Genomic DNA, 20573 nt, shown 5'->3' with positions numbered 1-20573 from the left:
GCCATGAGTCCCGCTCCGCTCTCGCTCTGGGGCGGCGAGTCCCGACCGCCGTGCCTGCTGGCCGCGTTCGAGGAGCAGGCGCTCGCCCGGGCCGGTGCGACCGCCGTGGTCGACGGCGAGCTGAGCCTGACCTACGGCGAGCTGCTGGCGTGGGTCAAGGGCATCGCCGAGGGCCTGGCCGCGGCCGGGATCGGTCCGGAGGACCGGGTCGCGGTCACCGGCCGGCGCAGCGCCGCCGTGGTGGCCGCGATGCTCGGCACCATGTGGGCGGGCGCCGCCTACCTGCCGTTGGACCGCGAGTACCCGGCGGCCCGGCTCGCCCACATGCTCAAGGACAGCGGTGCCGGCCTGCTGCTGTACGCGGACGACGAGCCGGAGTTCGACGTCCCGGTGCCGAGCCTGCCGATCTCCGGCCTGCCGGTCCGCGGCGACGTGGCCCCGGTGGACTGCCGGCCCGGGCTGTGGACGTACATCATCTACACCTCCGGCTCCACCGGCCTGCCCAAGGGCGTGGCCGTCCCGCACAGCTGCCTGGACGTCATGGCCGACTGGCAGCACCACCACTCCGTCCGGCCGGACCTGCGCACCGCCCAGTTCGCCCCGCTCAACTTCGACGTCTCCTTCCAGGAGGTGCTGGGCACCCTGTGCGGCGGCGGCACCCTGGTGGTCGTCCCGGAGGAGTTGCGGCAGGACCCGTTCGAGCTGCTGGAGTGGCTGGGCGAGCACCGGATCGAGCGGCTCTTCCTGCCGTACGTCGCGCTGCAGATGCTCGCGGTGGCCGCCGCCGAGGAGGACGCGCTGGACCACCTGGCGCTCGCCGAGGTCAACGCGGCCGGGGAGCAGCTGGTCTGCACGCCGGACATCCGCGCGCTGTTCGCCCGGCTGCCGCGGGCCCGGCTGAACAACCACTACGGGCAGAGCGAGTCCGCGATGGTCACCGCGCACACCCTCACCGGCCCCAGCGACTCCTGGCCCGCCCTGCCGCCGATCGGCGGCCCGCTGCCGGGCTGCGAGCTGCTGATCGACCCGCTGGACCCGGCCGAGCCGGAGGTCGGCGAACTGCTGGTGGCCGGCGCCCCGCTGTCGCCCGGCTACCTCAACCAGCCGGAGCTGAACGCCAAGCGCTTCGTCACCGTCGAGCCGACCCCGCACGGGCACACCGAGGCCTTCCGCACCGGCGACCTGGTCCGGCTGGCGGACGGCGTGGTGACCTTCCTCGCCCGCCGCGACAAGGACGTGAAGATCCGCGGCTACCGGGTCAACCTGCTGGAGATCGAGGTGCGGCTGCTGGAGCTGCCGACCGTCTCCGCCGCCGTGTGCGTGGCCCTGGACGACGGGCAGGGCTCGCGCTCGCTGCACTGCGCGGTGACCGTCGAGGCGGGCGCCGAGCCGCTGGACGGGGCCCGGGCGGCGGCGGAGCTGCGCCGCAACCTGCCCGACCCGTACATCCCGCGCACCTTCTCCACGGTGGCCGCCCTGCCGCGCACCCACAGCGGCAAGGTCGACCGGGACGCGGTGGCCCGCACGCTCGCCGAGCGCTGACCCGTCCGTCGGGAAGGGCCGGTCCCCGCGGGGGCCGGCCCTTCCCGAGCTACCCGGCGCCGGTCAGCGCAGCGACGGCCGGGTGCCGGTGCCGCGGCGTTCGGTGACGACGGCGGCGACCCGGGCGACGGTGTCGGCGGCGATCAGGTCGGCCACCTTCAGCGCGGTGCCGAAGCGGCGGTTCAGCCGGCCGACGACCTGGATCGCGGCCAGCGAGTTGCCGCCGAGGTCGATGAACGACGCGGCGGCGTCCGGGAGTTCGGCCAGGCCCAGCACCTCGTGCCAGGTCTCGCCGACGGCCGCGCGCACGGCCGGGTCGGACGCGGGCAGCGGCGCCGCGGCCTCGGCGGCGAGCCGTTCGAGCTCCGGCCGGGCGATCTTGCCGTTCTGGTTCACCGGCAGCTCGGCGAGGGCGTACACCCGGGCCGGCACCATGCTCTCCGGCAGCCGCTCGCCGAGGTGGGCGCGGAGCTCCTCGGGGGTGGCCGCGCCGGTCACCGACACGTAGGCGGCCAGCGACTGGGCGATGCCCGCCGCGTCGCGCACCGGTACCACGACGGCGTCCGTCACCGCCGGGTGCTCGCGCAGGCAGGACTGGATCTCGCCGAGCTCGATCCGCACTCCTCCGATCTTCACCTGGTGGTCGACCCGGCCGATCAGCTCCAGTTCGCCGTCCGCGCGCAGCCGGGCCAGGTCGCCGGTGCGGTACAGCCGGGCGCCGGGGACGGCGGAGAACGGGTCGGGCAGGAAGCGCTCGGCGGTGAAGGCGGGCCGGTCCTGGTAGCCCCAGCCGACACCCAGCCCGCCGAGGAACAGCTCGCCGAGCTGGTCCACCGCGGCGGGCCGGCCGAAGGCGTCCAGCACGTAGGCGCTCTGGTTGGTCATCGGGCGCCCGTACGGGATCGAGCGCCAGCGCGGGTCGACGGCCGCCACGTCGTAGTAGGTGCTGTCCACCGAGACCTCGGTGGCGCCGCCGAGGCTGATGAACCGGGCCTGCGGGAAGGCCCTGCGGGTCGCCTCCGGCTGGGCCAGCGGGATCCAGTCGCCGCCCAGCAGGAAGGCCCGCAGCGCGCCGGTCCGGCCGGTGCCCCAGACGCGCAGGAACTGCGCCAGCGAGGAGGGGACGGAGTGCCAGACGGTGATCCCGGCGTGTTCGACCAGCTCGGCCCAGTGCTCGACGTCGTTCTCCCGGCCTCGCTCGGGCAGGACGAGCGTGGCGCCGGTCATCAGCGCGGCGAACATGTCGTAGACCGTCATGTCGAAGCTGGGCGAGGAGACGCCGAGGATGCGGTCGCCGGGGCCCAGGCCGTAGCGGGCGCTGAGGTCGAGGATCATGCTGGTCCGGCCGACGTGGTCGAGCAGGGCGCCCTTGGGCTCGCCGGAGGAGCCGGAGGTGAAGATCACGTAGGCGAGGTCCCGGCCGGTCACCGGGGCGTCCGGGAAGGAGCCGGGCGGGGCGGTCGGCAGGTCCTCGACCGGGCCGAGCGCGATCACCGGGGGCGCGCTCACCGGCGCGTCCGCCGGCACGTCCGCCGCCGTGTCCGCCGCCGTGTTGGCGACGCCCTGGGCGTCCGCCACCACCACGTCCACCCGGCCCAGGCGGTGCAGCACCTCGCGGCGGTGCGCGGGCAGCATCGGGTCCAGCGGGACGAAGGCCGCGCCGGTCTTCAGCGCCGCGTAGGCCGCCACCACCAGCTCCGCGCTGCGGGTCGCCGCGACGCCGACCCGCCCGCCGACCCCGACCCCGTGCGCGGCGATCCGGGCGGCCAGGGCGTCGGCCCGCGCCTCGAGTTCGCCGTAGCTGAGGCTCAGCGCGCCCTGCACCACGGCGGTGCGGTCCGGGTCCGCGGCGACCTGCCGCGCCACCCGGTGGTGCAGGCAGACCGGTGCGGCCAGGGCGGGTCCCGGCCGGTTGACCTCCGTCACCAGCGCGCGCTCGGCGGCGGTGAGGTGCTCGACCTGGTCGATCCGCAGGTCGTCGGGGGCGGCGAGGTAGGCGGCCAGGTGGGCGGCGACCCGGGCGGGCGCCTGCGCGTCGTCCGGCCGGGCGGCGGCCCGCAGCCGCAGGGTCCAGCCGCCGTCGGCGGGGGAGAGGACGAAGACCGCGGGCGAGCCCTGCGGGTCGACGGACAGCTCCACGGCGGACGGCTCCGAGCCGTCCGCGAAGCCGGTCAGGTGCCGGGCGAGGGCGGCCCGGCAGGCCCCGAGGGTGGGCGTGGAGGAACCGGTTCCGGCCAGTTCGGCGGGTTCGATCCGCCATCCGGTCCAGCCCTCCTCCGGGTCGGTCCGGCCCCAGACGGTGACCGGCCGCACCCCGCCGTAGCGCAGCACCAGCGCGGCCAGCGCGGCGGCGAGGTCCGCCGGGGCGGCCGCCCGCGGGCCGCTCAGCGGCTCGGACTCGACGATCCCGGTGCGCTCGCTCCACAGCACCGGGAGGACGGGATCGGCGTGCTCGGTCATCAGGAGGCTCCCTGGTCGGGTTCGTGAGGGGGGCGGGCGACGGCGGCGAGCAGCCGGGAGACGCGGGCGCCGGGGCGGTCGACGGCCGCCCGGAGCAGGCCTCGCAGCCGGTCGGCCAGCGCGGCGGCCCACGGCGCGTCGAACGCCTCGGTCGAGTACTCGATGCTGAGCAGGAAGTCCGGGCCGTCCTCGATGAAGGTCACCGTGGCGTCGAAGGCGTGCTGCCCGGGGTACAGGTCGACGTCCTCGCAGACCACGCCCGGCAGCTCCGGGCGGCCCGGGGCGCTGCCGCCGGTGCGCAGTTGCAGGGTGACCTGGGCCAGCGGGTTGCGCCCGGGCCGGCGGGCCGGGGCGAGCCGGCGCACCACGGTGCCGAACGGCACCTCGTGGTCGATGGCCCGCAGCCCGGCGGCGTTCAGCCGGGCGGCCAGCTCGACGAAGGCGGGGTCGTCCGCGAGGTCCGCGCGGAGCACCACCATGTTGACGAAGTAGCCGATCAGCGGCTCCAGTTCGGGCTCGCCGCGGCCGGCCAGCAGGGTGGCGAAGGCGGTGTCGGGGCGTCCGGTGCGCTCGGTCAGGGCGACCGCGAAGGCCGCGCCGAGCAGCGGGAACAGCGACACCCGGGCGGCCCGGGCGAGTTGGGTGAGCGCGCGGTGCAGCTCCGGGTCGAGCCGGACGACGAGGCGGTCGGCGGCGAAGGACGGCCGCCGGGGGCGGGGCCGTCCGGCGGCCAGGTCGACGGCCGGGACGTCGCGCAGCTCCTCCTCCCAGTGGGCGAGCAGCTCCTCCAGCTCCGCCCCCCGGAAGCACTCCCGCTGCCACCGGGCGTACCGCCGGTACGGCACCGGCAGCTCCGGCAGCACCGCCGCCGGGTCCTTTCCGGCCAGCAGTGCCGCGTACCCGGCGGAGAGCTCGTCGGTGAACAGCCGCAGGGACCAGCCGTCGGTGGCGATGTGGTGCATCACCAGGCTGAGCACGTGGTCCTGCGGTCCGAGCCGGAACAGCCGCAGCCGGAACGGCCGACCGGCCGCCAGGTCGAAGGGTGCGCGCGCCTCCCGGTGCAGCGCGGCCGCCAGCTCCGCGCCGTCGGTCGTCCCGGAGAGCGGCAACTCGGCCTCGGCGGGCGGCAGTACCAGCTGGTACGGCTCGCCGTCGTCCTCCCGGAAGGCGGTGCGCAGCACCTCCTGACGGCGCACCACCAGGGTCAGCGCCTCCCGCAGCAGCTCGGGCCGCAGCGCGCCGCGCAGCCGGAAGGCGAGCGGGACGTGATAGGCGGCGGTGCCGGGAGCCAGCTGCTCGAACATCCACAACGCCTCCTGACCGGAGGACAGTTCGTACCGCTCGGCCGGGTCGGTCGCGCCGACGGAACCGGGCATCGTGCTCCCATCGCTGAGGGGGTCGGGACGTCCGGAGGGGCCGGGACGTTCCGTCGGACACCGGGAGGCCGCCCCCGAACACCACCGGGGTCCCCGGGCCGCGCCGGGAGGGGGGAGGGAGTGCGCGCCGGCGGGCGATCACCGCCCAGTCTGTCAGTCGTACGCACTCTGCGGAAGATCCTCCCCGGGGGTGGGCCGGAAAACTCCAGGAGCAAAAGGAGTTGGTTGTCATACCTCCGCGACTGCGGTATCCCTTGATCTCGAACCTGTCCGGTGCATGTTCACTTCGGGAGTCGCGAATGACCGGCACACACGGCGCCGACGGCGTCGTCACGACGGCGCCCGTGGGCATGGTGCGGTTGCCGTGCGATCGGTGGATCGCCAATCGGCCGTTCAGTCGCAGCAGTTCGCGTACGCATCCGGTCCCGGCGCCGATCCTCGCTCGATTCCTGGGCCTGGCGAAGGAGTTGAACGGCGGCCCGGACTCCGGGCTGGCCGCCGTGCTCGCGGTGCTGCTGCACCACTACAGCGGGCAGGACGAGGTGGTGGTCACCTCGGCGCACGGCGAGGCCCGGGTCGCGGTCGCGGAGGACGCGAGCCTGCGGCGGATCTGGGAGTCGCTGGAAGGGCGCTCCGGCGAGGTCCCGGAGGCCCCGCTGACGGTCCGACTGCGCACCGACACAGCCGTGTTGGAGGCCGCGTACGACCCGGAGCTGCTCGGCGGGACCAGCGTCGACCGGGTGCTGGAGCACGCCGCCCGGCTGCTGGCGGCGCTGGTCGAGGCCCCCGACGCACCGGCCCGCCGCGCCCGGTTCGGCTCGGCGGAGGAGCGCGAACGGATCCTCACCGACTGGAACGGCACCCGGACGCCCTATCCGGACTCGACCGTGGTGGCCGCCTTCGAGGAGCAGGTGCGGGCCACCCCGGCGGCCCCGGCCGTCGAGTTCGAGGGCGAGGTCCTCAGCTACGCCGAACTCGACCGCCGGGCGGGCCTGGTGAGCCGCCGGCTGAACGCGGCCGCGACCACCGGCTTCGTCGGGATCCACCTGGAGCGTTCCATCGAGCTGGTGGTGGCGCTCCTCGGTGTGCTCAAGGCCGGTCTGGCGTACGTGCCGCTCGACCCCGAACTGCCCGCCGACCGGGTGCGCTACATGATCGAGGACTCCGGCGCCGGCACGGTGCTGTGCCGGCCCGAGGACCTCGACGCACTGGGCGGTCTGACGGTGCGCCAGGCTGTGGAGGAGCCGGTGGAGTCGGTGGAGCCGGCCCCGGGCCGCCCGGCGATCACCGGCGACACCCCGGTCTACCTGATCTACACCTCCGGCTCCACCGGCCGCCCCAAGGGCGTGCTGAACCGCCACGCGGGCGTGTTCAACACCGTGCACTGGCGCCGGCAGACCTTCGAACTCGGCCCCGGTGACCGGGTGTTGCAGAAGACCCCGATCGGCTTCGACGTCTCGGCCTGGGAGTTCCTCTGGCCGCTGGTGTCCGGCGCCTGCCTGGTGGTGGCCCGCCCGGGCGGCCACCGGGACACCCGCTACCTCAAGCGGACCATCCGCGAGCGGGGCGTCACCGTCGTCCACTTCGTGCCCTCGATGCTGGACGCCTTCCTGGAGGAGGACGGACTGGCCGAGCACTGCGCCGGTCTGCGGCTGGTCTTCGCCAGCGGTGAGGCGCTCGCCCCCACCACCGTCCGCACCTTCTTCGAGCGCCTGGACTGCGAACTGCACAACCTCTACGGCCCGACCGAGGCCTCCATCGAGGTCTCGCACTGGCGGGCCGCCGAGGACTTCGCCGGCCGGGACGTGCCGATCGGCCGGCCGATCGCCAACACCGGGCTGTACGTGGTCGACGACCACCTGGAGCCGGTGCCGGTCGGGGTGGCGGGCGAACTGTGCATCGGCGGCGTGCAGGTCGCCCCGGGCTACCACGGGCAGCCGGAGCTGACCCGGGAGCGGTTCGTCGCCGACCCGTTCACCCCCGGCGGCCGGCTGTACCGCACCGGCGACCTCGCCCGGTACCGCACCGACGGGCAGATCGAGTACCTCGGGCGGCTCGACGACCAGGTCAAGATCAGCGGCTTCCGGATCGAACCCGGCGAGATCGAGACGGTGCTGCGCGGGCAGCCGGGGGTCGGCCAGGCCGCCGTGCTCCCGGTCGGCGACGGCGATGCCCGGCGGCTGACCGCCTTCGTGGTGCCGACCGGGCCGGACGCCTTCGACCCGGAGGAGTGCCGGGCCGCGCTGTCCGGGCTGCTGCCCGGCTACATGGTCCCGAAGCAGTTCACCGCGGTCGCGGCGCTGCCCACCTCGACCAACGGCAAGCTCGACCGCCGCGCCCTGGCCGGGCTCGCCCGGCCGGCCGGTCCGGCGGACACCACCGACCCGACCCGGCCCCCCGCCGACGACGCCGGGGACGCCGAGCACACCGGGTCCGACCTGGAGGCCGCCCTGCGCGCGCTGTTCGCCCAGTCCCTGGGCGTCGCCGAGGTCGGCCTCCACGAGGACTACTTCGAACTGGGCGGGCACTCGCTGGCCGCCGTGAAGCTGGCGACCCGGATCCGGGCCGCGCTCGGAGTGGACCTCGACGTCTGGACCCTGTTCGACTTTCCCACCGTGGCCGAGTTGGCACGCGAACTCGCCCGGCCGCTCTGACGAAGGACGGTCCCCCCATGACAGCCCTACCCGCCCCCGGCCGCGCCCCGGAGGACGCCGAGGACGCCGAGGACACCGTGCGCGACCTGCTGGTCGCGGGCGCCGAGCGGCTCGCCGCCGACGACCCGGAACTCCACCGGGCGCTGGCCCGCGAACAGGCCCGGCAGAACGACACCCTCTCCCTGGTGGCCTCCTCCAGCGTGGTGGACCCCTCGGTGCTGGCCGCCCAGGCCTCCACCGCCGTCAACGTGACCGCCGAGGGCTACCCCGGCCGCCGCTACCACGCGGGCTGCGCCGTGATCGACGACATCGAGAGCCTGGCGATCGAACGCGCCCGGAGCGTCTTCGGCGCCCGCTACGCCAACGTCCAGGCGCACTCGGCGACCACCGCCAACTACGCGGTGCTCTCCGCCCTGTTGAACCCCGGGGACACCCTGCTGGGGATGACCCTGGCCGAGGGCGGCCACCTGACCCACGGCAGCCCGGCCGCCTACGCCGGGCAGTACTTCGACGCCGTCGGGTACGGGCTGGACGCGGACGGGCTGATCGACTACGGCCGGGTCGCCGAGCTGGCCCGGGAGCACCGCCCCCGGGTGATCATCTGCGGGGCGACGGCCTACAGCCGGGTCGTCGACTTCGCCCGCTTCCGGGCGATCGCCGACGAGGTCGGCGCCTACCTGATGGCCGACATCTCGCACGTCGCCGGCCTGGTCGCCACCGGTCTGCACCCGAGTCCGGTCGACCACGCCCACATCACCACCGCCTGTACCCACAAGCAGCTGTTCGGCCCGCGCGGCGGCCTGATCCTGGTCGGCCGGGACCACGACGCCCCGGCGCCCAAGGGGAACGGCGACCTCACCGCCTTCCTGAACCGCGCGATCTTCCCGTACTACCAGGGCGCCCCGGCGCTCAACAGCATCGCGGCCAAGGCGCGGGCGCTGGCCATCGTGGCCACCCCGGCGTTCGCCGCCACCACCCGGCGGATCGTCGCGTTCTCCCGCGGGATGGCGGCCGAACTCGGCCGGCGCGGCTACCCGATCGTCTCCGGCGGGACGGACAACCACACCGTCCTGGTGGACCTGCGCGGGCGCGGGCTCAGCGGGCTGGTGGCCGAGGAGGCGCTGGAGGAGTGCGGGATCGTGGTCAACAAGAACCGGGTGCCCGGGGACACCACCCCGCCGCTGGTCGGCGGCGGCGTGCGGCTCGGCTCCAACAGCGCCGCGCACCGGGGGATGTCCGGGGCCGAGGCGGCGCGCTGCGCCGAACTGATCGACACCGTGCTGTCCGCCGTCACCCCGCTGGGCCCGCGCACCTACCGGCTCGCGGACGACGTCCGGTACGCGGTCTCCTCCCAGGTCGCCGAACTGGCGGCCAAGTTCCCCCTGCCCGGCTACGTCGCCGGCTGAGTCAGCTCCGAGGCCCGAGCCCGACCGGAAGGAAACACACATGAGCGAGCCCGACGACGACCGCCGCTACCAGGTGGTCCTCAACCAGGAGGAGCAGTACTCGGTCTGGCCGACCGGGCGGGAACTCCCGCTCGGCTGGCGGGCGGAGGGCTTCGAGGGCACCCGCGAGGAGTGCCTGAAGCACATCGCCGAGGTGTGGACGGACATGCGCCCGGCCAGCCTGCGGCGGGCCATGGACGGTCCGCAGGGCTGACCGGCCCGGACGGAGCACGCCGGAGGCCCGGAGCGGTGACACCGCTCCGGGCCTCCTGGTCCTCCGGCCCGGCCGGGGAGTTCAGTCCACGGGATCGCCGAGCCGCAGCGCCCGCATGGTGTCGGCCACCTCCCGGTGCAGTCCCGAGCCGCTGCCGGAGAAGCGGTCGATCACCCGCTGCCGGACCTCGGCGTCCTTCTCCTGGCTCAGCTTGAACATCACGTCGACCCTGGTCACGGTGAAGTGGAAGCCGCAGACCGCGCCGACGATCTGCCGGTGGTACTCCAGCGAGGGCGCGAGCGGCAGCTTGTCCCCGAAGCGGTCCTCCAGGGTCTGCGCGGTGGTGTGGACGATCGTCAGGGTCTCGTCGCCGTCGACCAGGTCGACCGTGCCCTCGAGGTGGACCGCCACGTAGTTCCAGGTCGGCGAGACCATCGCGGCCGAGTAGAGGGTCGGCGTGACGTAGCCGTTCGGGCCGTGGAAGACCAGCTTGGCCGGGCCGCCGCCGTCGGCCGCCAACTGCTGGAGGTGCGGGTTCACCCGGGTCATGTGCGACCACAGGCGCATGCCCGGGAGCGGGTCCCCGGGGGCGGTGCCGGGCGGCACGATGACCGGCACGTGGGTGGCGTTCGGCACCGGGTCACCGTTGCTGGTGAGCAGCGCGAGCGGGTGCCGCTCGATGACCCGCAGCGGCCAGTCGTCCCCGTCCACCTGGTAGAGCTTCGGCGTGAACACTCGTCCTCCTCGAAGAAAGTCAGCCGGACAGTGCCTTGACGAGCATGTCGCCGATCTCGCCGGCCCGGACCGCGGAGAGCGAGAGCAGGGTCTCGGAGAGCCCGTGGCTGTGCTCGCCGAAGCCCTGGACGTAGATCCCGCAGTGCACGCTCTCGTCGGTCACCACCCGGTGCTCCCGGTCGAGCCGCAGCCGCCCCCGGTCGTCGAGCCGGCAGTGCGGCAGCACCCCGTCCAGCAGGGTGGCCGGATCGACGCGGGTGTATCCGGTCGCGCACACCAGCGCCTGCGCCTCGATGATGGTGCTGGTGCCGGAGGACAGCGATTCGACGTCGATCCGAAGGCCGTCCGGAGTTTCCGACACTTCGCGGACCCGGGACACGTTGTGGAAATTCAGCCGGGGATTTCCGGCCACCTTTTCCAGGTACGACTGCTGGAACAGCGAGTGCAGCAGATCGGCGTCCACCACCGAGTAGTTGGTGCCGGCGTGATAATCGATGAGGCGCTGTCGGACGTCGTCCGGGGCGGTGTGGAAACGGTCCACCGCCTCCGGGTTGAACACCTGGTTGGCGAACGGGCTGTCGTCGGCGACGCTGAAGCCGTAGCGGGCGTGCACCGCGTGCACCTGCGCCTGCGGGAAGCGCCCGTGCAGGTGCTCGATCGCCTCCGCCGCGCTCTGGCCCGAGCCCAGCACCACGAAGGACCGGGGGTCCTGCGGCGCGATCCGGTCCACCTCCGGCAGGAACCGGGCGGTGTGCCAGATCCGCTCCGAGGCGGGCAGTTCGGCGGGCAGCCGCGGCTCGATGCCGGCGGCCACGACCAGGTTGCGGGCGCGCTGCACCTGCCGGGTGCCGTCCGGCGCCCGGTACACCACGTCGAGGAACTCGACCCCCTGCTCGCCGCCGACCGGCTCCACCGCCACCACCCGGGTGCCGTACGAGACGAGGTCCGCGAAGCTCTCCGCGACCCACTCCAGGTAGTCGTGGAACTCCACCCGCAGCGGGTAGGGGGTCTTGGTGTTGATGAAATCGGCCAGCCGGCCCTTGGCGTGCAGATAGCACAGGAACGAGTACGGACTCGTCGGGTTCCGCATGGTCACCAGGTCCTTGAGGTACGAGACCTGCATGGTCGCGCCCTCGATCAGCATGCCCCGGTGCCAGCCGAAGCGCGGCTGCGCCTCGAAGAAGCGCGCGGTGACCGGGGCTCCGCCGGCGATCTCCGCAATGGCGGCCGCGAGGGCCAGGTTCGAGGGACCGAAGCCGATTCCGGCCACGTCGACGATGCCGGTTCCGGCGACCACGCCGGAACGTTGCCGCTCACCCACGGACTTCCCTGCTCTCTCCCTTTTGGGGATGGCCTGTCTGGGTCGACGACCGGTCCGGTCGACCGATGACGGTGCTCGGGGCAGCACTCTTCCGCCGCTCCTGATCACTCCATGACAGTAGGAGCTGCCCCACCGGCTGTGCAAGCAAATGGGGGAAATCCCGATCGCTGGTGGGGAGTTGCCCTTGATGTCGGAGTTTCACCGGGCCCACCCTTGACGGCGCATCGTCACGCTGAATAGCATCCGAAGCGTTCGAGGTGGGCATAGCCGTACCCCAAGTCGGCCGCTCGACAAATGAGTTCGTCACCGACTATCCGAACTCCATTCACTGACTTCTCGTCAAGAACTGACCAGGGCACTGACAAGGGCAAGGTTTCGCGCGAAGGGATCCGCGACCGCACCATGTTGGAATCACCGGGCATGACCGAGTCAGATCCCCCGCAGGGGTGGACCCTCGCCGGCCGCTTCGCCGCCGTCGCGGCGGCCTCCCCGCAGGCCACCGCGGTCCGCTCCGAGGACGGCGACCTCGACTACGCCGCACTGGACGCGGCCGCCGAGGCCCTCGCCGCCCGGCTGCGCGCCCGCGGCGTGCGCCGCGGCGACCGGGTCGGTGTCCTGCTGGAACGCTCGCCGGGGCTGATCACCGCCCTGCTCGGAGTCCTCAAGGCCGGTGCCGGGTACGTCGCCGTCGACCCGGGCGACCCGATCGCCCGGCTGCGCACCATCCTCGGCGACGCGGGGGTGTCGCTGCTGGTCACCGGGCGGACCCAACGGGACCGGATCGAGGGCGAGTTCGACCAGCTCGACCTCCTGGACGTCCTCGACGCCGCCGACGGCCCCGACCGGCCCGACGCCGGCGGCGGATCCGCCGCCGGGCCGACCGCGCCCCCGGCGGACCGGAGCCCCGAGGACCTCGCCTACGTCGCCTACACCTCCGGCTCCACCGGCCGCCCCAAGGGCGTCTGCGTGCCGGACCGGGCCGTGCTGCGCCTGGTGCTGGACTCCGGCTTCCTCGGGGCCCGGGCCGACGACGTCTTCCTCCAGCTCGCCCCGGTCGCCTTCGACGCCTCCACCCTGGAGATCTGGGGCGCCCTGCTGAACGGCGGCTGCCTGGCGCTCGCCCCGGCCGGCCGGCTCGGGCCCGCCGAGATCGTCAAGACCGTCCGGGACACCGGCACCACCGTGCTGTTCCTCACCACCGCCCTGTTCCACCAGGCCGTCGAGGTGGGCCTGACCGACCTGCCCGCGCTGCGCGCGCTGCTCACCGGCGGCGAGGTGCTCTCCGCCGAACACGTCGACCGCGCCGTCGCCGCCCTGCCCGGCACCCTGGTGTCCGCGGCCTACGGCCCCACCGAGAACACCACCTTCACCAGCACCCACCCCGTCCGCGCACCGCTCGGCGACCGCGGCGTGCCGATCGGCCGGCCGATCGACGGCACCGGCATGGTCGTCCTCGACGGGGAGCTGGAGCGGGTGCCCGACGGCACCGTGGGGCGGCTCTTCGTCAACGGCGCCGGCCTCGCCCACGGCTACCTCGACCTGCCCGGCCTGACCGCCGACCGGTTCCGGCCCGACCCGTTCGCGGGCGTCCCCGGCGCCCGGATGTACGACACCGGCGACCTCGCCCGGCGCGCCCCCGACGGCACCTTCGAGTTCGCCGGGCGCGCCGACGGCCAGCTCAAGGTCAACGGGGTGCGGATCGAGTCCGAGGACATCGAGGCCCGGCTGCGCCGCCACCCGGACGTCCTGGACGCCGCCGTCGTCCTCCAGGACCACGGGCCCGGCGACCGCCGGCTGGTCGCCTTCTACAGCGGCCCCTACGCCGTCTCCTCGGTGGAGCTGCGCCGGACGCTCGCCGTGGACCTCCCGGCCGCGATGATCCCCTCCGCCCTGGTCTGGGTCGACCGGCTGCCGCTCAAGCCCAACGGCAAGGTCGACCGGCCGGCCCTCGCCGCCCGGCGCGGCCGCACCCGCCCGGACGGCGAGGTGCCCTACCGCGAGCCCGGGGACGAGGTCGAGCGCCGGCTCGCCGTGCTCTGGCAGGAGGTCCTCGACGTCGAACCGGTCGGCGTCGACGACGACTTCTTCGACCTCGGCGGCCACTCGCTGACCGCCAGCCGGATCACCCGGGAGATCACCGCCGAGTTCGAGGCGGTGATCCGGGCCCGGGTCTTCTACCTCAACCCGACCGTCGCCGGGCTGGCGGAGCAGATCAGGGCCCAGCGGCCGGAACCCGCCACCGGGGCCGGGCCGGCCGCCGGGCGCGGGGCGACGCCGTGAGGATCACCGTCCCGGGCCCGACCCCCGGCGCCGCGCCCGAAGCCGACCCCGAGCAGGTCGACCTGAGCGACCCGCAGTTCTACGCCACCGGCGACCCGCACGCGGTCTGGCGGCACTACCGCGCCAAGGCCCCGGTGACCAGGCTCACCGTGCCGGACGGCCGCGGCTACGTCTCCGTCACCACCCACGCCGAGACCAGCGCCGTGCTGCGCGACCACGCGCTGTTCACCTCGCGGCGCGGCAACATGCTCTCCGTCCTCGGCGAGCAGGACCCGGCGGCCGACCGGATGATGGTCGCCAGCGACCCGCCGGTCCACGGCTACCTGCGCCGCCCGGTCGCCCAGGCGCTGTCCGCCCGCGAACTCGCCGCCCGCCGCCCGGCCATCCGCCGGATGGCCCGGTCGCTGCTGGAGCCGCTGGCCGGCGGCGGACCGTGGGACCTGGCGGCGGCGATGACCGCCTTCCCGATGATGTTCACCGGCGCCCTGATGGGCCTGCCCGAGGCCGACTGGCCGGAACTGACCCGGCTCACCACGGTCGCCATCGCCCCCGCCGACCCGTCCTCCCGGGACGAGGAGGGCGGCCACCAACTGGTCTCCGCCCACCACGAACTCTTCGACTACTTCGCCGAGGTGGCGGCCGACCGCACCCCGCGCGAGGACCTGGTCGGCCTGCTCCAGCAGCTCACCGTCGGCGACCGGACGATCCGGCTCGACGAGGTCATCTACAACTGCTACAACGTGCTGCTCGGCGCCAACGTCACCGCGCCGCACGTCATCGCGACCACGGTGCACGCCTTCCTGGAGCACCCCGAGCAGTACCGGCGACTGCTCGACGGCGGGGCGGGCATCCCGTCGGCCGTCGAGGAGGGCCTGCGCTGGGCCTCCCCGGCCACCCACGCGATGCGCTACGCGACCGAGGACACCCGGCTCGGCGGCGAACCCGTGCGGGCCGGGGAGGCCGTGGTCGCCTGGCTGGGCTCGGCCAACCGGGACGAGGGCGTCTTCGACGAGCCGTACCGCTTCGACGTCGGCCGGACCCCCAACCGGCACGTCGCCTTCGGCTTCGGCCCGCACTACTGCGTCGGCGCCCCGCTCGCCCGGATCGCCCTCGGCGAGTTCTTCGCCGAACTGACCGCCCTGGTGGAGCGGTTCGAGCCGGCCGGCCCGGTCGAGCACCTGGCCTCCAACTTCATCGCCGGGATCAAACACCTCCCGGTGACCGCCCGGCTGCGCTGACCACCCCGCAGCGCCGCCCCCGCACCGCCCAGGAACGAGAGGACACCCCCGCCGTGATCGAGATGCGCAGTGACACCTTCACACTGCCGACGCCCGAGATGCTCACCGCGATGACCGAGGCGGAGCTCGGCGACGACGTCTACGGCGAGGACCCGACGGTCAACGAGCTCGAACGCCGCTCCGCCGAACTGACCGGCAAGGAGGCGGCCTGCTTCTTCCCGAGCGGCACCATGGCCAACCTGGCCTCGATCATGGCCCACGCCCCGCGCGGCAGCAAGGCCGTGGTCGGCGCCGAGAGCGACATCTGGCTGTACGAGGCGGGCGGCGCCGCGGTCTGCGGCGGGGTGGTCTACGAGCCGGTGCCCAACCGGCCGGACGGCACCATCGCGCTCGCCGACCTCGCCGCGGCCTTCCCGGACGACCCGGAGGACCCCCAGTTCGCGCTGCCGGCGCTGATCTGCCTGGAGAACACCCACAACCGCTGCGGCGGCGTGGTGCTGCCGCTGGACTACCTGGCCGAGGTGCGCCGCTTCGCCGACGGGCGCGGGGTCGCGGTGCACCTGGACGGCGCCCGGGTGGTGAACGCGGCGATCGCCGCCGGGGTGGAGGTCGCGGAGATCACCGCGCACGTCGACTCGGTGCAGTTCTGCCTCTCCAAGGGCCTCGGCGCGCCGGTCGGCTCGATGGTGGCGGGCAGCGCGGAGTTCGTCGGGAAGGTCCGCCGGCTGCGCAAGATGCTCGGCGGCGGGATGCGCCAGGCCGGGCTGCTGGCGGCCGCCGCCCTGGTCGCGCTGGACACCCGGGGCCGGCTGGCCGAGGACCACGCCAACGCCCGGCGGCTGGCCGAGGGCCTGGCGGTGCTCCCGGGGGTGGCGCTGGACGTCGACACCGTCCGGACCAACATCGTGATCTTCGAGGTCACCGACGAGCGGTTCAGCTGGCGCACCTTCCTGGACGCGGTGACCGGACACGGCCTGGCGGTCACCGAGTTCGGCCACGGCCGGATCCGCGCGGTGGTCCACCACGGGGTGGGCGCCGAGGACGTCGACGCGGCCGTCGCGATCGTGGCCCGGGTGCTCAAGGACGGCCCGGCGGCGGGCTGACCGGCGCCCCGGCCCCGGGGGCCCGGCCGGGCCCCCGGACGCCCGGGTTCACGCCGTCTGCAGCACCTGGCCCACGAAGGCGTCCAGGTTGCCGACCGTCCGCGCGACCTGCTCCTCCAGCGACAGCGACTCCTCCGGCCGGCTCACCGAGGCGGACCGCCGCTTGCCGCGCACGTACAGCGAACAGGCCAGGTCCGCGCAGATGTAGGTGCCGACGGTGTTCCCCTCGCGCCCGGCGGCACCGGCCCGGCGGGCGGAGAGCAGGGCCACCCCGCTGCCGCCGTGGATGGTGATGCAGAGCGAGCACACGTTGGTCTTGGTGAGGCTGCGCCGGACGTTCGGCGCGCGCAGGGTGATCCCCACCAGCCCCTCGCCCCGCAGGGCCACCAGGTAGCCGCGGTCCGGCGCGCCCGGATCCCGCCAGCCCAGGAAGTCCAGGTCGTCCCAAGGGAGTTCGGAGAGGTTGCGGGGAATGCTGAGTCGCCGCGCCTCCCCCTTCGTGCAGTTGACGAATGACTCGCGGATTTCATTCTCGGCAAGTGGACGCATTCACCAGAGCGTAGTTGACTGCCGCGCGGGCGACCCCCGCATTTCTCCGAAGGACCCCAACGCAGAGGAGACCCCTGTGTCCAATGGCGGTGCGCAACCCGAGTCGATACGGCCGACGGCCCGCACGGCGACCCCGCGCCGGCTGCTGATGTGCCGGCCGCAGCATTTCGACGTGACGTATTCCATCAACCCGTGGATGCATCCGGAGAAGCCGGTCGACCGGGAGCTGGCGCTGCTCCAGTGGGAGCGGCTGCGCGAGGTGTACCTCGCGCTCGGCCACACCGTGGACGTGATCGACCCGGTCCCCGGGCTGCCGGACATGGTGTTCGCCGCCAACGGCGCGACGGTGGTGGACGGCAAGGTCCTCGGGGCCCGGTTCCGGCACCTGGAGCGCACCGCCGAGGGCCCGGCCTACCTCGACTGGTTCCGCCGGCAGGGCTACCGGGAGCTGCTCTGGCCGGAGTTCATCAACGAGGGCGAGGGCGACTACCTGCCCGTCGGGCGGCGCATCCTGGCCGGCACCGGCTTCCGCACCGACCTGCGCTCGCACCACGAGGCGCAGGAGTTCTTCGGGCTGCCGGTCACCTCGCTCACCCTGGTCAACCCCGAGCACTACCACCTGGACACCGCCCTCGCGGTGCTCTCCGACACCGAGGTCATGTACTACCCGGAGGCCTTCACCCCGGGCAGCCGCTCGGTGCTGCGGAACCTCTTCCCGGACGCCCTGCTGGCCGAGCCGCAGGACGCCGCGGTGTTCGGCCTGAACGCCTTCTCGGACGGACGCAACGTCGTCCTGCCGCAGGCGGCGGCGGGCCTGATCGAGCAGTTGCGGCAGCGCGGTTTCGACCCGGTCGGCGTGGACACCACCGAACTCCTCAAGGCCGGCGGCGCCGTGAAGTGCTGCACCCTGGAGCTGCGCCCCTGACCGGTCGCACCGCACCGCACCGCGCCGCAGTGCGCACCGCCCGCCCGCCCTCCCGGCGCGGCGGGCGGTCGGCGTCGGCCCGGGCGCGGGCGCGGCGCGCCCGGGGGAAAGGCGGCCACCCGTGCGCAGTCCGTTGACGGCGCCCGGTGCGGCATGTGAAATTGCACATGTCACCGATCGCACGGGGTGGAGAGCCCTGGGTGCGGGTGTGCGGGCCGGTCCCGTCCGGCCGGTCGCTTTGAACGTTCAAATCCCGTGCTCGGGACCTCGCCGCGCGGATCGCCAAGGAGCTTCCCCATGCCCTCGTCACGCACCGCCCGCGCCCTGCCGTCGGGCGGCCTCGCCGTCCTCGCGGCCCTGGCCGTGCTCGCCGCCCAGGCGGCCGTCGCCGCCCCGGCCCGCGCGGCGGGCGGCGACGCCCCGGTCGACGGCGGCAGTTACGTCCTGGGCCCCGCAGCGGGCGGCGGCTGTCTGAGCACCCGGTTCGCCGAGGCCGCCGCCGGCACCCCGGCCGTCCGGGCCGCCTGCCAGGGGCTGTTGAGCCAGCGTTGGCGACTGCAGCGGGTCACCACCGCGCCGGCCGGCTACGCCCTGGTCAACGCCGCGACCGGGCACTGCCTGGCGCTGGACGGCCGGACCCGCGGCGCGGTCACCGCGGACTGCGGCGACCTCCCGGGCGGCGCCCGGTTCACCGTCTCCCCGGCCCCCGGCGGGGGGTACACCCTCGCTCCGGTGGACCGCGCCCGCCAGTGCCTCACCGCGCCGCCCGGCGGCGCGGCCGGCCGGCCGGTCCGGGCCCGCGACTGCACGGCCGGTGCGGACCAGCGCTGGACGCTGACCCGCACCGAACCGCTGGTCCTCGCGAACCCGGGCTTCGAACAGGGCGCCACCGGCTGGACGTTCACCGGGCACACGGGCGTGGCCGGCAACAACCCGCACTCCGGCGGCCGGCTCGCCTACCTCGACGCCGGGACCGGCTACCGGGTGGCCCAGGAGGTCACCGCCGTCACCGCCGGGTCCTACGACCTGTCCGCCTGGATCGCCACCGGCGCCGCCGGGGGCACCTTCTCGGTGGCCGTCAACGGCGCCACCGTGCAGTCGCTGGCCCTGCCGGAGCAGCCCGTCTACGCCAAGTACAGCCTGCCCCGGGTGAAGGTCGCGGCGGGCGACCGGGTCACCCTGGCGATCGGCTCCGCGCCGTCCGGCTGGGTCAACGCGGACGACGCCGCGGTGGCCCCGTCCGCGCCGAACGACCCCTTGATCAGCTCCTCCGACCCCGACCTGGTCGCCCTGTTCGACTGGGCCAAGACCAAGGCCAACAGCTGGGTCCAGCAGCCCGGCACCACCGGCGTGCTGAACATGGACGAGAACCACCCCGGCGGAACCTCCACCGGCGGTTACGACACCACGTACTGGGCCGGCTACCCCTTCCGGTCCGCCTTCTACAGCCGCGACTTCGCCCACCAGCTGGTCGGCGCCCACCTGCTCGGGCTGGACGCCCAGAACAAGACCATGCTGCGCGGCTTCGCCGCCTCCGCCACCGGGCCCAACGGCCACTACCCGGTCTGGGCCCTCAACTTCGACGCCCGCAGCTACGCCGCCATCGACTACCACGGCCCGGACGCCTTCGTCCGGGAGCTGCCCGCCCCGTTCGAGCTGGTCCAGAAGGCCGGCGAGGCCTACCGGTGGACCGGCGACCGGGACTACGCCGTCGATCCGCTGCTGAGCGACTACGTCCGCACCACCCTCGGCGACTTCATCGACCGGCACCCTGGCCCGGTCGACAACCACGGCCTCCCGATCCCGCAGGCGACCAGCGGCAGCATCTTCGCCGGAACGGCGAGCTACGCCGAGAACGCCACCGGCGCCTACGCCGAGGCCGGTGACGCCCTCGGCGCCCAGTACCAGGCCTACCGGTCCGCCGCGACGCTGGCCGACGCCCGCGGCGACGCGTCCGGAGCGGCCGGGTACCGGCGGGCCGCCGACGCCCTGAAGGCGTACGTCAACCGGAGCTGGAGCGTCGACCCGGCGCACCCCGACCAGGTCGTCCACGGCTACGACACCCAGGGCCGCCCGGTCACCGGCTGGGGGTACGAGGCCGACGTGCTGATGCCGGCCAAGCAACTCCTCGACCCCGGACAGCGGTTGGACTCCCTCCTGAAGTCCGTCGACGCCCAGGAGTCGGGCCCGCAGGCCTCCGGCAACGCCGAGGCCCTCAGCTACCTGCCGGACGCCTTCTTCGCCGCCCACGACGGTGCCACCGCCTGGAAGTGGATGCAGCAGATCTACCGCAGCGTCGACCGGGCCCACGCCAGCGGTCGGATGCTCAACGGCGACTACCCCGAGCTGCCGTTCACCCTGCTCGGCCAGACCGTCCAGGGCCTGCTCGGCGTGCAGCCCGACGCCGCCGCCCACCGCCTCGTCACCGCCTCGCAACTCCCCTCCGGGATCGACTGGTTGCAGGTCGCCTCCCTTCCGATCGGGAGCGGCACGGTGACCCTGCGCCAGGACGGCACGACCCGCAGCACCCTCACCGACACCGGCGCCGGGCCGCTGACCTGGGAGGCCCGCTTCCCGGGCGTCCACGCCGGGATCACCGTCGACGGGACGCCCCGGCCCGCCCGCACCACCACCGTCGACGGCGTCGAGTACACCGTCGCCACCGTCACCCTCGCCCCCGGCCGCACCGCCACCGCGGCGGTCACCGGCTGACCCTCCGTCGCCCCGGCCG

At 74.3% G+C, this 20573-nt stretch carries 14 protein-coding genes; 9 read left to right on the top strand and 5 right to left on the bottom strand.

Translation table 11 applies throughout. From position 1 onward, the window contains the following. Nucleotides 1-3 precede the first annotated feature (3 nt). Complete coding sequence (locus AB0O91_RS28910; RefSeq protein WP_363438982.1) at nucleotides 4-1542, top strand: AMP-binding protein; 1539 nt, start codon at nucleotides 4-6, stop codon at nucleotides 1540-1542. A 63-nt stretch (nucleotides 1543-1605) separates the two neighbouring features. On the opposite strand, the gene AB0O91_RS28905 is transcribed toward AB0O91_RS28910, so the two are convergent. Next, nucleotides 1606-4002 (bottom strand): non-ribosomal peptide synthetase, encoded by a 2397-nt coding sequence (locus AB0O91_RS28905; protein WP_363438979.1) that lies wholly within the window; start codon nucleotides 4000-4002, stop codon nucleotides 1606-1608. Next, the gene (locus AB0O91_RS28900) at nucleotides 4002-5378 is read right to left on the bottom strand and encodes a condensation domain-containing protein (RefSeq protein ID WP_363438976.1); all 1377 of its coding nucleotides are present in this window, start codon (nucleotides 5376-5378) and stop codon (nucleotides 4002-4004) included. Before AB0O91_RS28900 ends, AB0O91_RS28905 begins: the two co-directional genes overlap by 1 nt. 299 nt (nucleotides 5379-5677) lie before the next feature. Here AB0O91_RS28900 and AB0O91_RS28895 point away from each other — a divergent pair, with 299 nt between their 5' ends. The 3 genes from AB0O91_RS28895 to AB0O91_RS28885 are packed head-to-tail and all read left to right on the top strand — an operon-like array spanning nucleotide 5678 to nucleotide 9691. Further along, complete coding sequence (locus AB0O91_RS28895) at nucleotides 5678-8032, top strand: amino acid adenylation domain-containing protein (protein ID WP_363438973.1); 2355 nt, start codon at nucleotides 5678-5680, stop codon at nucleotides 8030-8032. Nucleotides 8033-8049: 17 nt separating this feature from the next. Beyond that, on the top strand, nucleotides 8050-9438 hold the full coding sequence (gene glyA / locus AB0O91_RS28890; protein WP_363438971.1) for a serine hydroxymethyltransferase: 1389 nt from the start codon (nucleotides 8050-8052) through the stop codon (nucleotides 9436-9438). A 40-nt stretch (nucleotides 9439-9478) separates the two neighbouring features. Then, nucleotides 9479-9691 carry an MbtH family NRPS accessory protein gene (locus tag AB0O91_RS28885; protein ID WP_363438968.1) on the top strand — a complete coding sequence of 71 codons (213 nt, stop codon included), beginning with the start codon at nucleotides 9479-9481 and terminating at the stop codon, nucleotides 9689-9691. Nucleotides 9692-9772: 81 nt separating this feature from the next. On the opposite strand, the gene AB0O91_RS28880 is transcribed toward AB0O91_RS28885, so the two are convergent. After that, entirely contained in the window at nucleotides 9773-10426 is a 654-nt protein-coding gene (locus tag AB0O91_RS28880; protein WP_363438965.1) for an FMN-binding negative transcriptional regulator, read from the bottom strand. 19 nt (nucleotides 10427-10445) lie between these two features. Continuing rightward, on the bottom strand, nucleotides 10446-11723 hold the full coding sequence (locus AB0O91_RS28875; protein ID WP_363438962.1) for a SidA/IucD/PvdA family monooxygenase: 1278 nt from the start codon (nucleotides 11721-11723) through the stop codon (nucleotides 10446-10448). A 444-nt stretch (nucleotides 11724-12167) separates the two neighbouring features. On the opposite strand from AB0O91_RS28875, the gene AB0O91_RS28870 reads away from it, so the two are divergent. The 3 genes from AB0O91_RS28870 to AB0O91_RS28860 all read left to right on the top strand — a co-directional run bounded on the left by AB0O91_RS28870 (nucleotide 12168) and on the right by AB0O91_RS28860 (nucleotide 16368). Continuing rightward, nucleotides 12168-14027 (top strand): non-ribosomal peptide synthetase, encoded by a 1860-nt coding sequence (locus AB0O91_RS28870; protein ID WP_363438960.1) that lies wholly within the window; start codon nucleotides 12168-12170, stop codon nucleotides 14025-14027. Continuing rightward, the gene (locus AB0O91_RS28865; protein ID WP_363438957.1) at nucleotides 14024-15265 is read left to right on the top strand and encodes a cytochrome P450; all 1242 of its coding nucleotides are present in this window, start codon (nucleotides 14024-14026) and stop codon (nucleotides 15263-15265) included. Before AB0O91_RS28870 ends, AB0O91_RS28865 begins: the two co-directional genes overlap by 4 nt. A gap of 62 nt (nucleotides 15266-15327) precedes the next feature. Further along, nucleotides 15328-16368: a GntG family PLP-dependent aldolase gene (locus AB0O91_RS28860; protein ID WP_363439042.1), complete on the top strand. Its 1041-nt coding sequence runs from the start codon at nucleotides 15328-15330 to the stop codon at nucleotides 16366-16368. 48 nt (nucleotides 16369-16416) lie between these two features. Here AB0O91_RS28860 and AB0O91_RS28855 read toward each other — a convergent pair whose 3' ends face one another. Then, entirely contained in the window at nucleotides 16417-16917 is a 501-nt protein-coding gene (locus AB0O91_RS28855) for an FBP domain-containing protein (RefSeq protein ID WP_363438954.1), read from the bottom strand. Nucleotides 16918-17023: 106 nt separating this feature from the next. Here AB0O91_RS28855 and ddaH point away from each other — a divergent pair, with 106 nt between their 5' ends. After that, the gene (ddaH, locus tag AB0O91_RS28850) at nucleotides 17024-17842 is read left to right on the top strand and encodes a dimethylargininase (RefSeq protein ID WP_363439039.1); all 819 of its coding nucleotides are present in this window, start codon (nucleotides 17024-17026) and stop codon (nucleotides 17840-17842) included. A 297-nt stretch (nucleotides 17843-18139) separates the two neighbouring features. Then, nucleotides 18140-20554, top strand: coding sequence for an RICIN domain-containing protein (locus AB0O91_RS28845; RefSeq protein WP_363438951.1), 2415 nt, complete (start codon nucleotides 18140-18142; stop codon nucleotides 20552-20554). The last annotated feature ends 19 nt before the right edge of the window (nucleotides 20555-20573 follow it).

Source organism: Kitasatospora sp. NPDC089797 (genome assembly GCF_040684795.1).
Lineage (GTDB): Bacteria > Actinomycetota > Actinomycetes > Streptomycetales > Streptomycetaceae > Kitasatospora.
Note: the sequence above shows the minus strand (reverse complement) of the source record. Positions and strands in the feature narration are given on the sequence as shown.

Bases quoted from the DNA above. Each gene is read 5' to 3' on its own strand.
- AB0O91_RS28885 (WP_363438968.1), top strand. From the start codon at position 9,479: ATGAGCGAGCCCGACGACGACCGCCGCTACCAGGTGGTCCTCAACCAG.
- AB0O91_RS28860 (WP_363439042.1), top strand. From the start codon at position 15,328: ATGCGCAGTGACACCTTCACACTGCCGACGCCCGAGATGCTCACCGCG.
- AB0O91_RS28855 (WP_363438954.1), bottom strand. From the start codon at position 16,917: ATGCGTCCACTTGCCGAGAATGAAATCCGCGAGTCATTCGTCAACTGC.
- AB0O91_RS28900 (WP_363438976.1), bottom strand. From the start codon at position 5,378: ATGCCCGGTTCCGTCGGCGCGACCGACCCGGCCGAGCGGTACGAACTG.
- AB0O91_RS28905 (WP_363438979.1), bottom strand. From the start codon at position 4,002: ATGACCGAGCACGCCGATCCCGTCCTCCCGGTGCTGTGGAGCGAGCGC.
- AB0O91_RS28870 (WP_363438960.1), top strand. From the start codon at position 12,168: ATGACCGAGTCAGATCCCCCGCAGGGGTGGACCCTCGCCGGCCGCTTC.
- glyA (WP_363438971.1), top strand. From the start codon at position 8,050: ATGACAGCCCTACCCGCCCCCGGCCGCGCCCCGGAGGACGCCGAGGAC.
- AB0O91_RS28895 (WP_363438973.1), top strand. From the start codon at position 5,678: ATGACCGGCACACACGGCGCCGACGGCGTCGTCACGACGGCGCCCGTG.
- AB0O91_RS28910 (WP_363438982.1), top strand. From the start codon at position 4: ATGAGTCCCGCTCCGCTCTCGCTCTGGGGCGGCGAGTCCCGACCGCCG.
- AB0O91_RS28845 (WP_363438951.1), top strand. From the start codon at position 18,140: ATGCCCTCGTCACGCACCGCCCGCGCCCTGCCGTCGGGCGGCCTCGCC.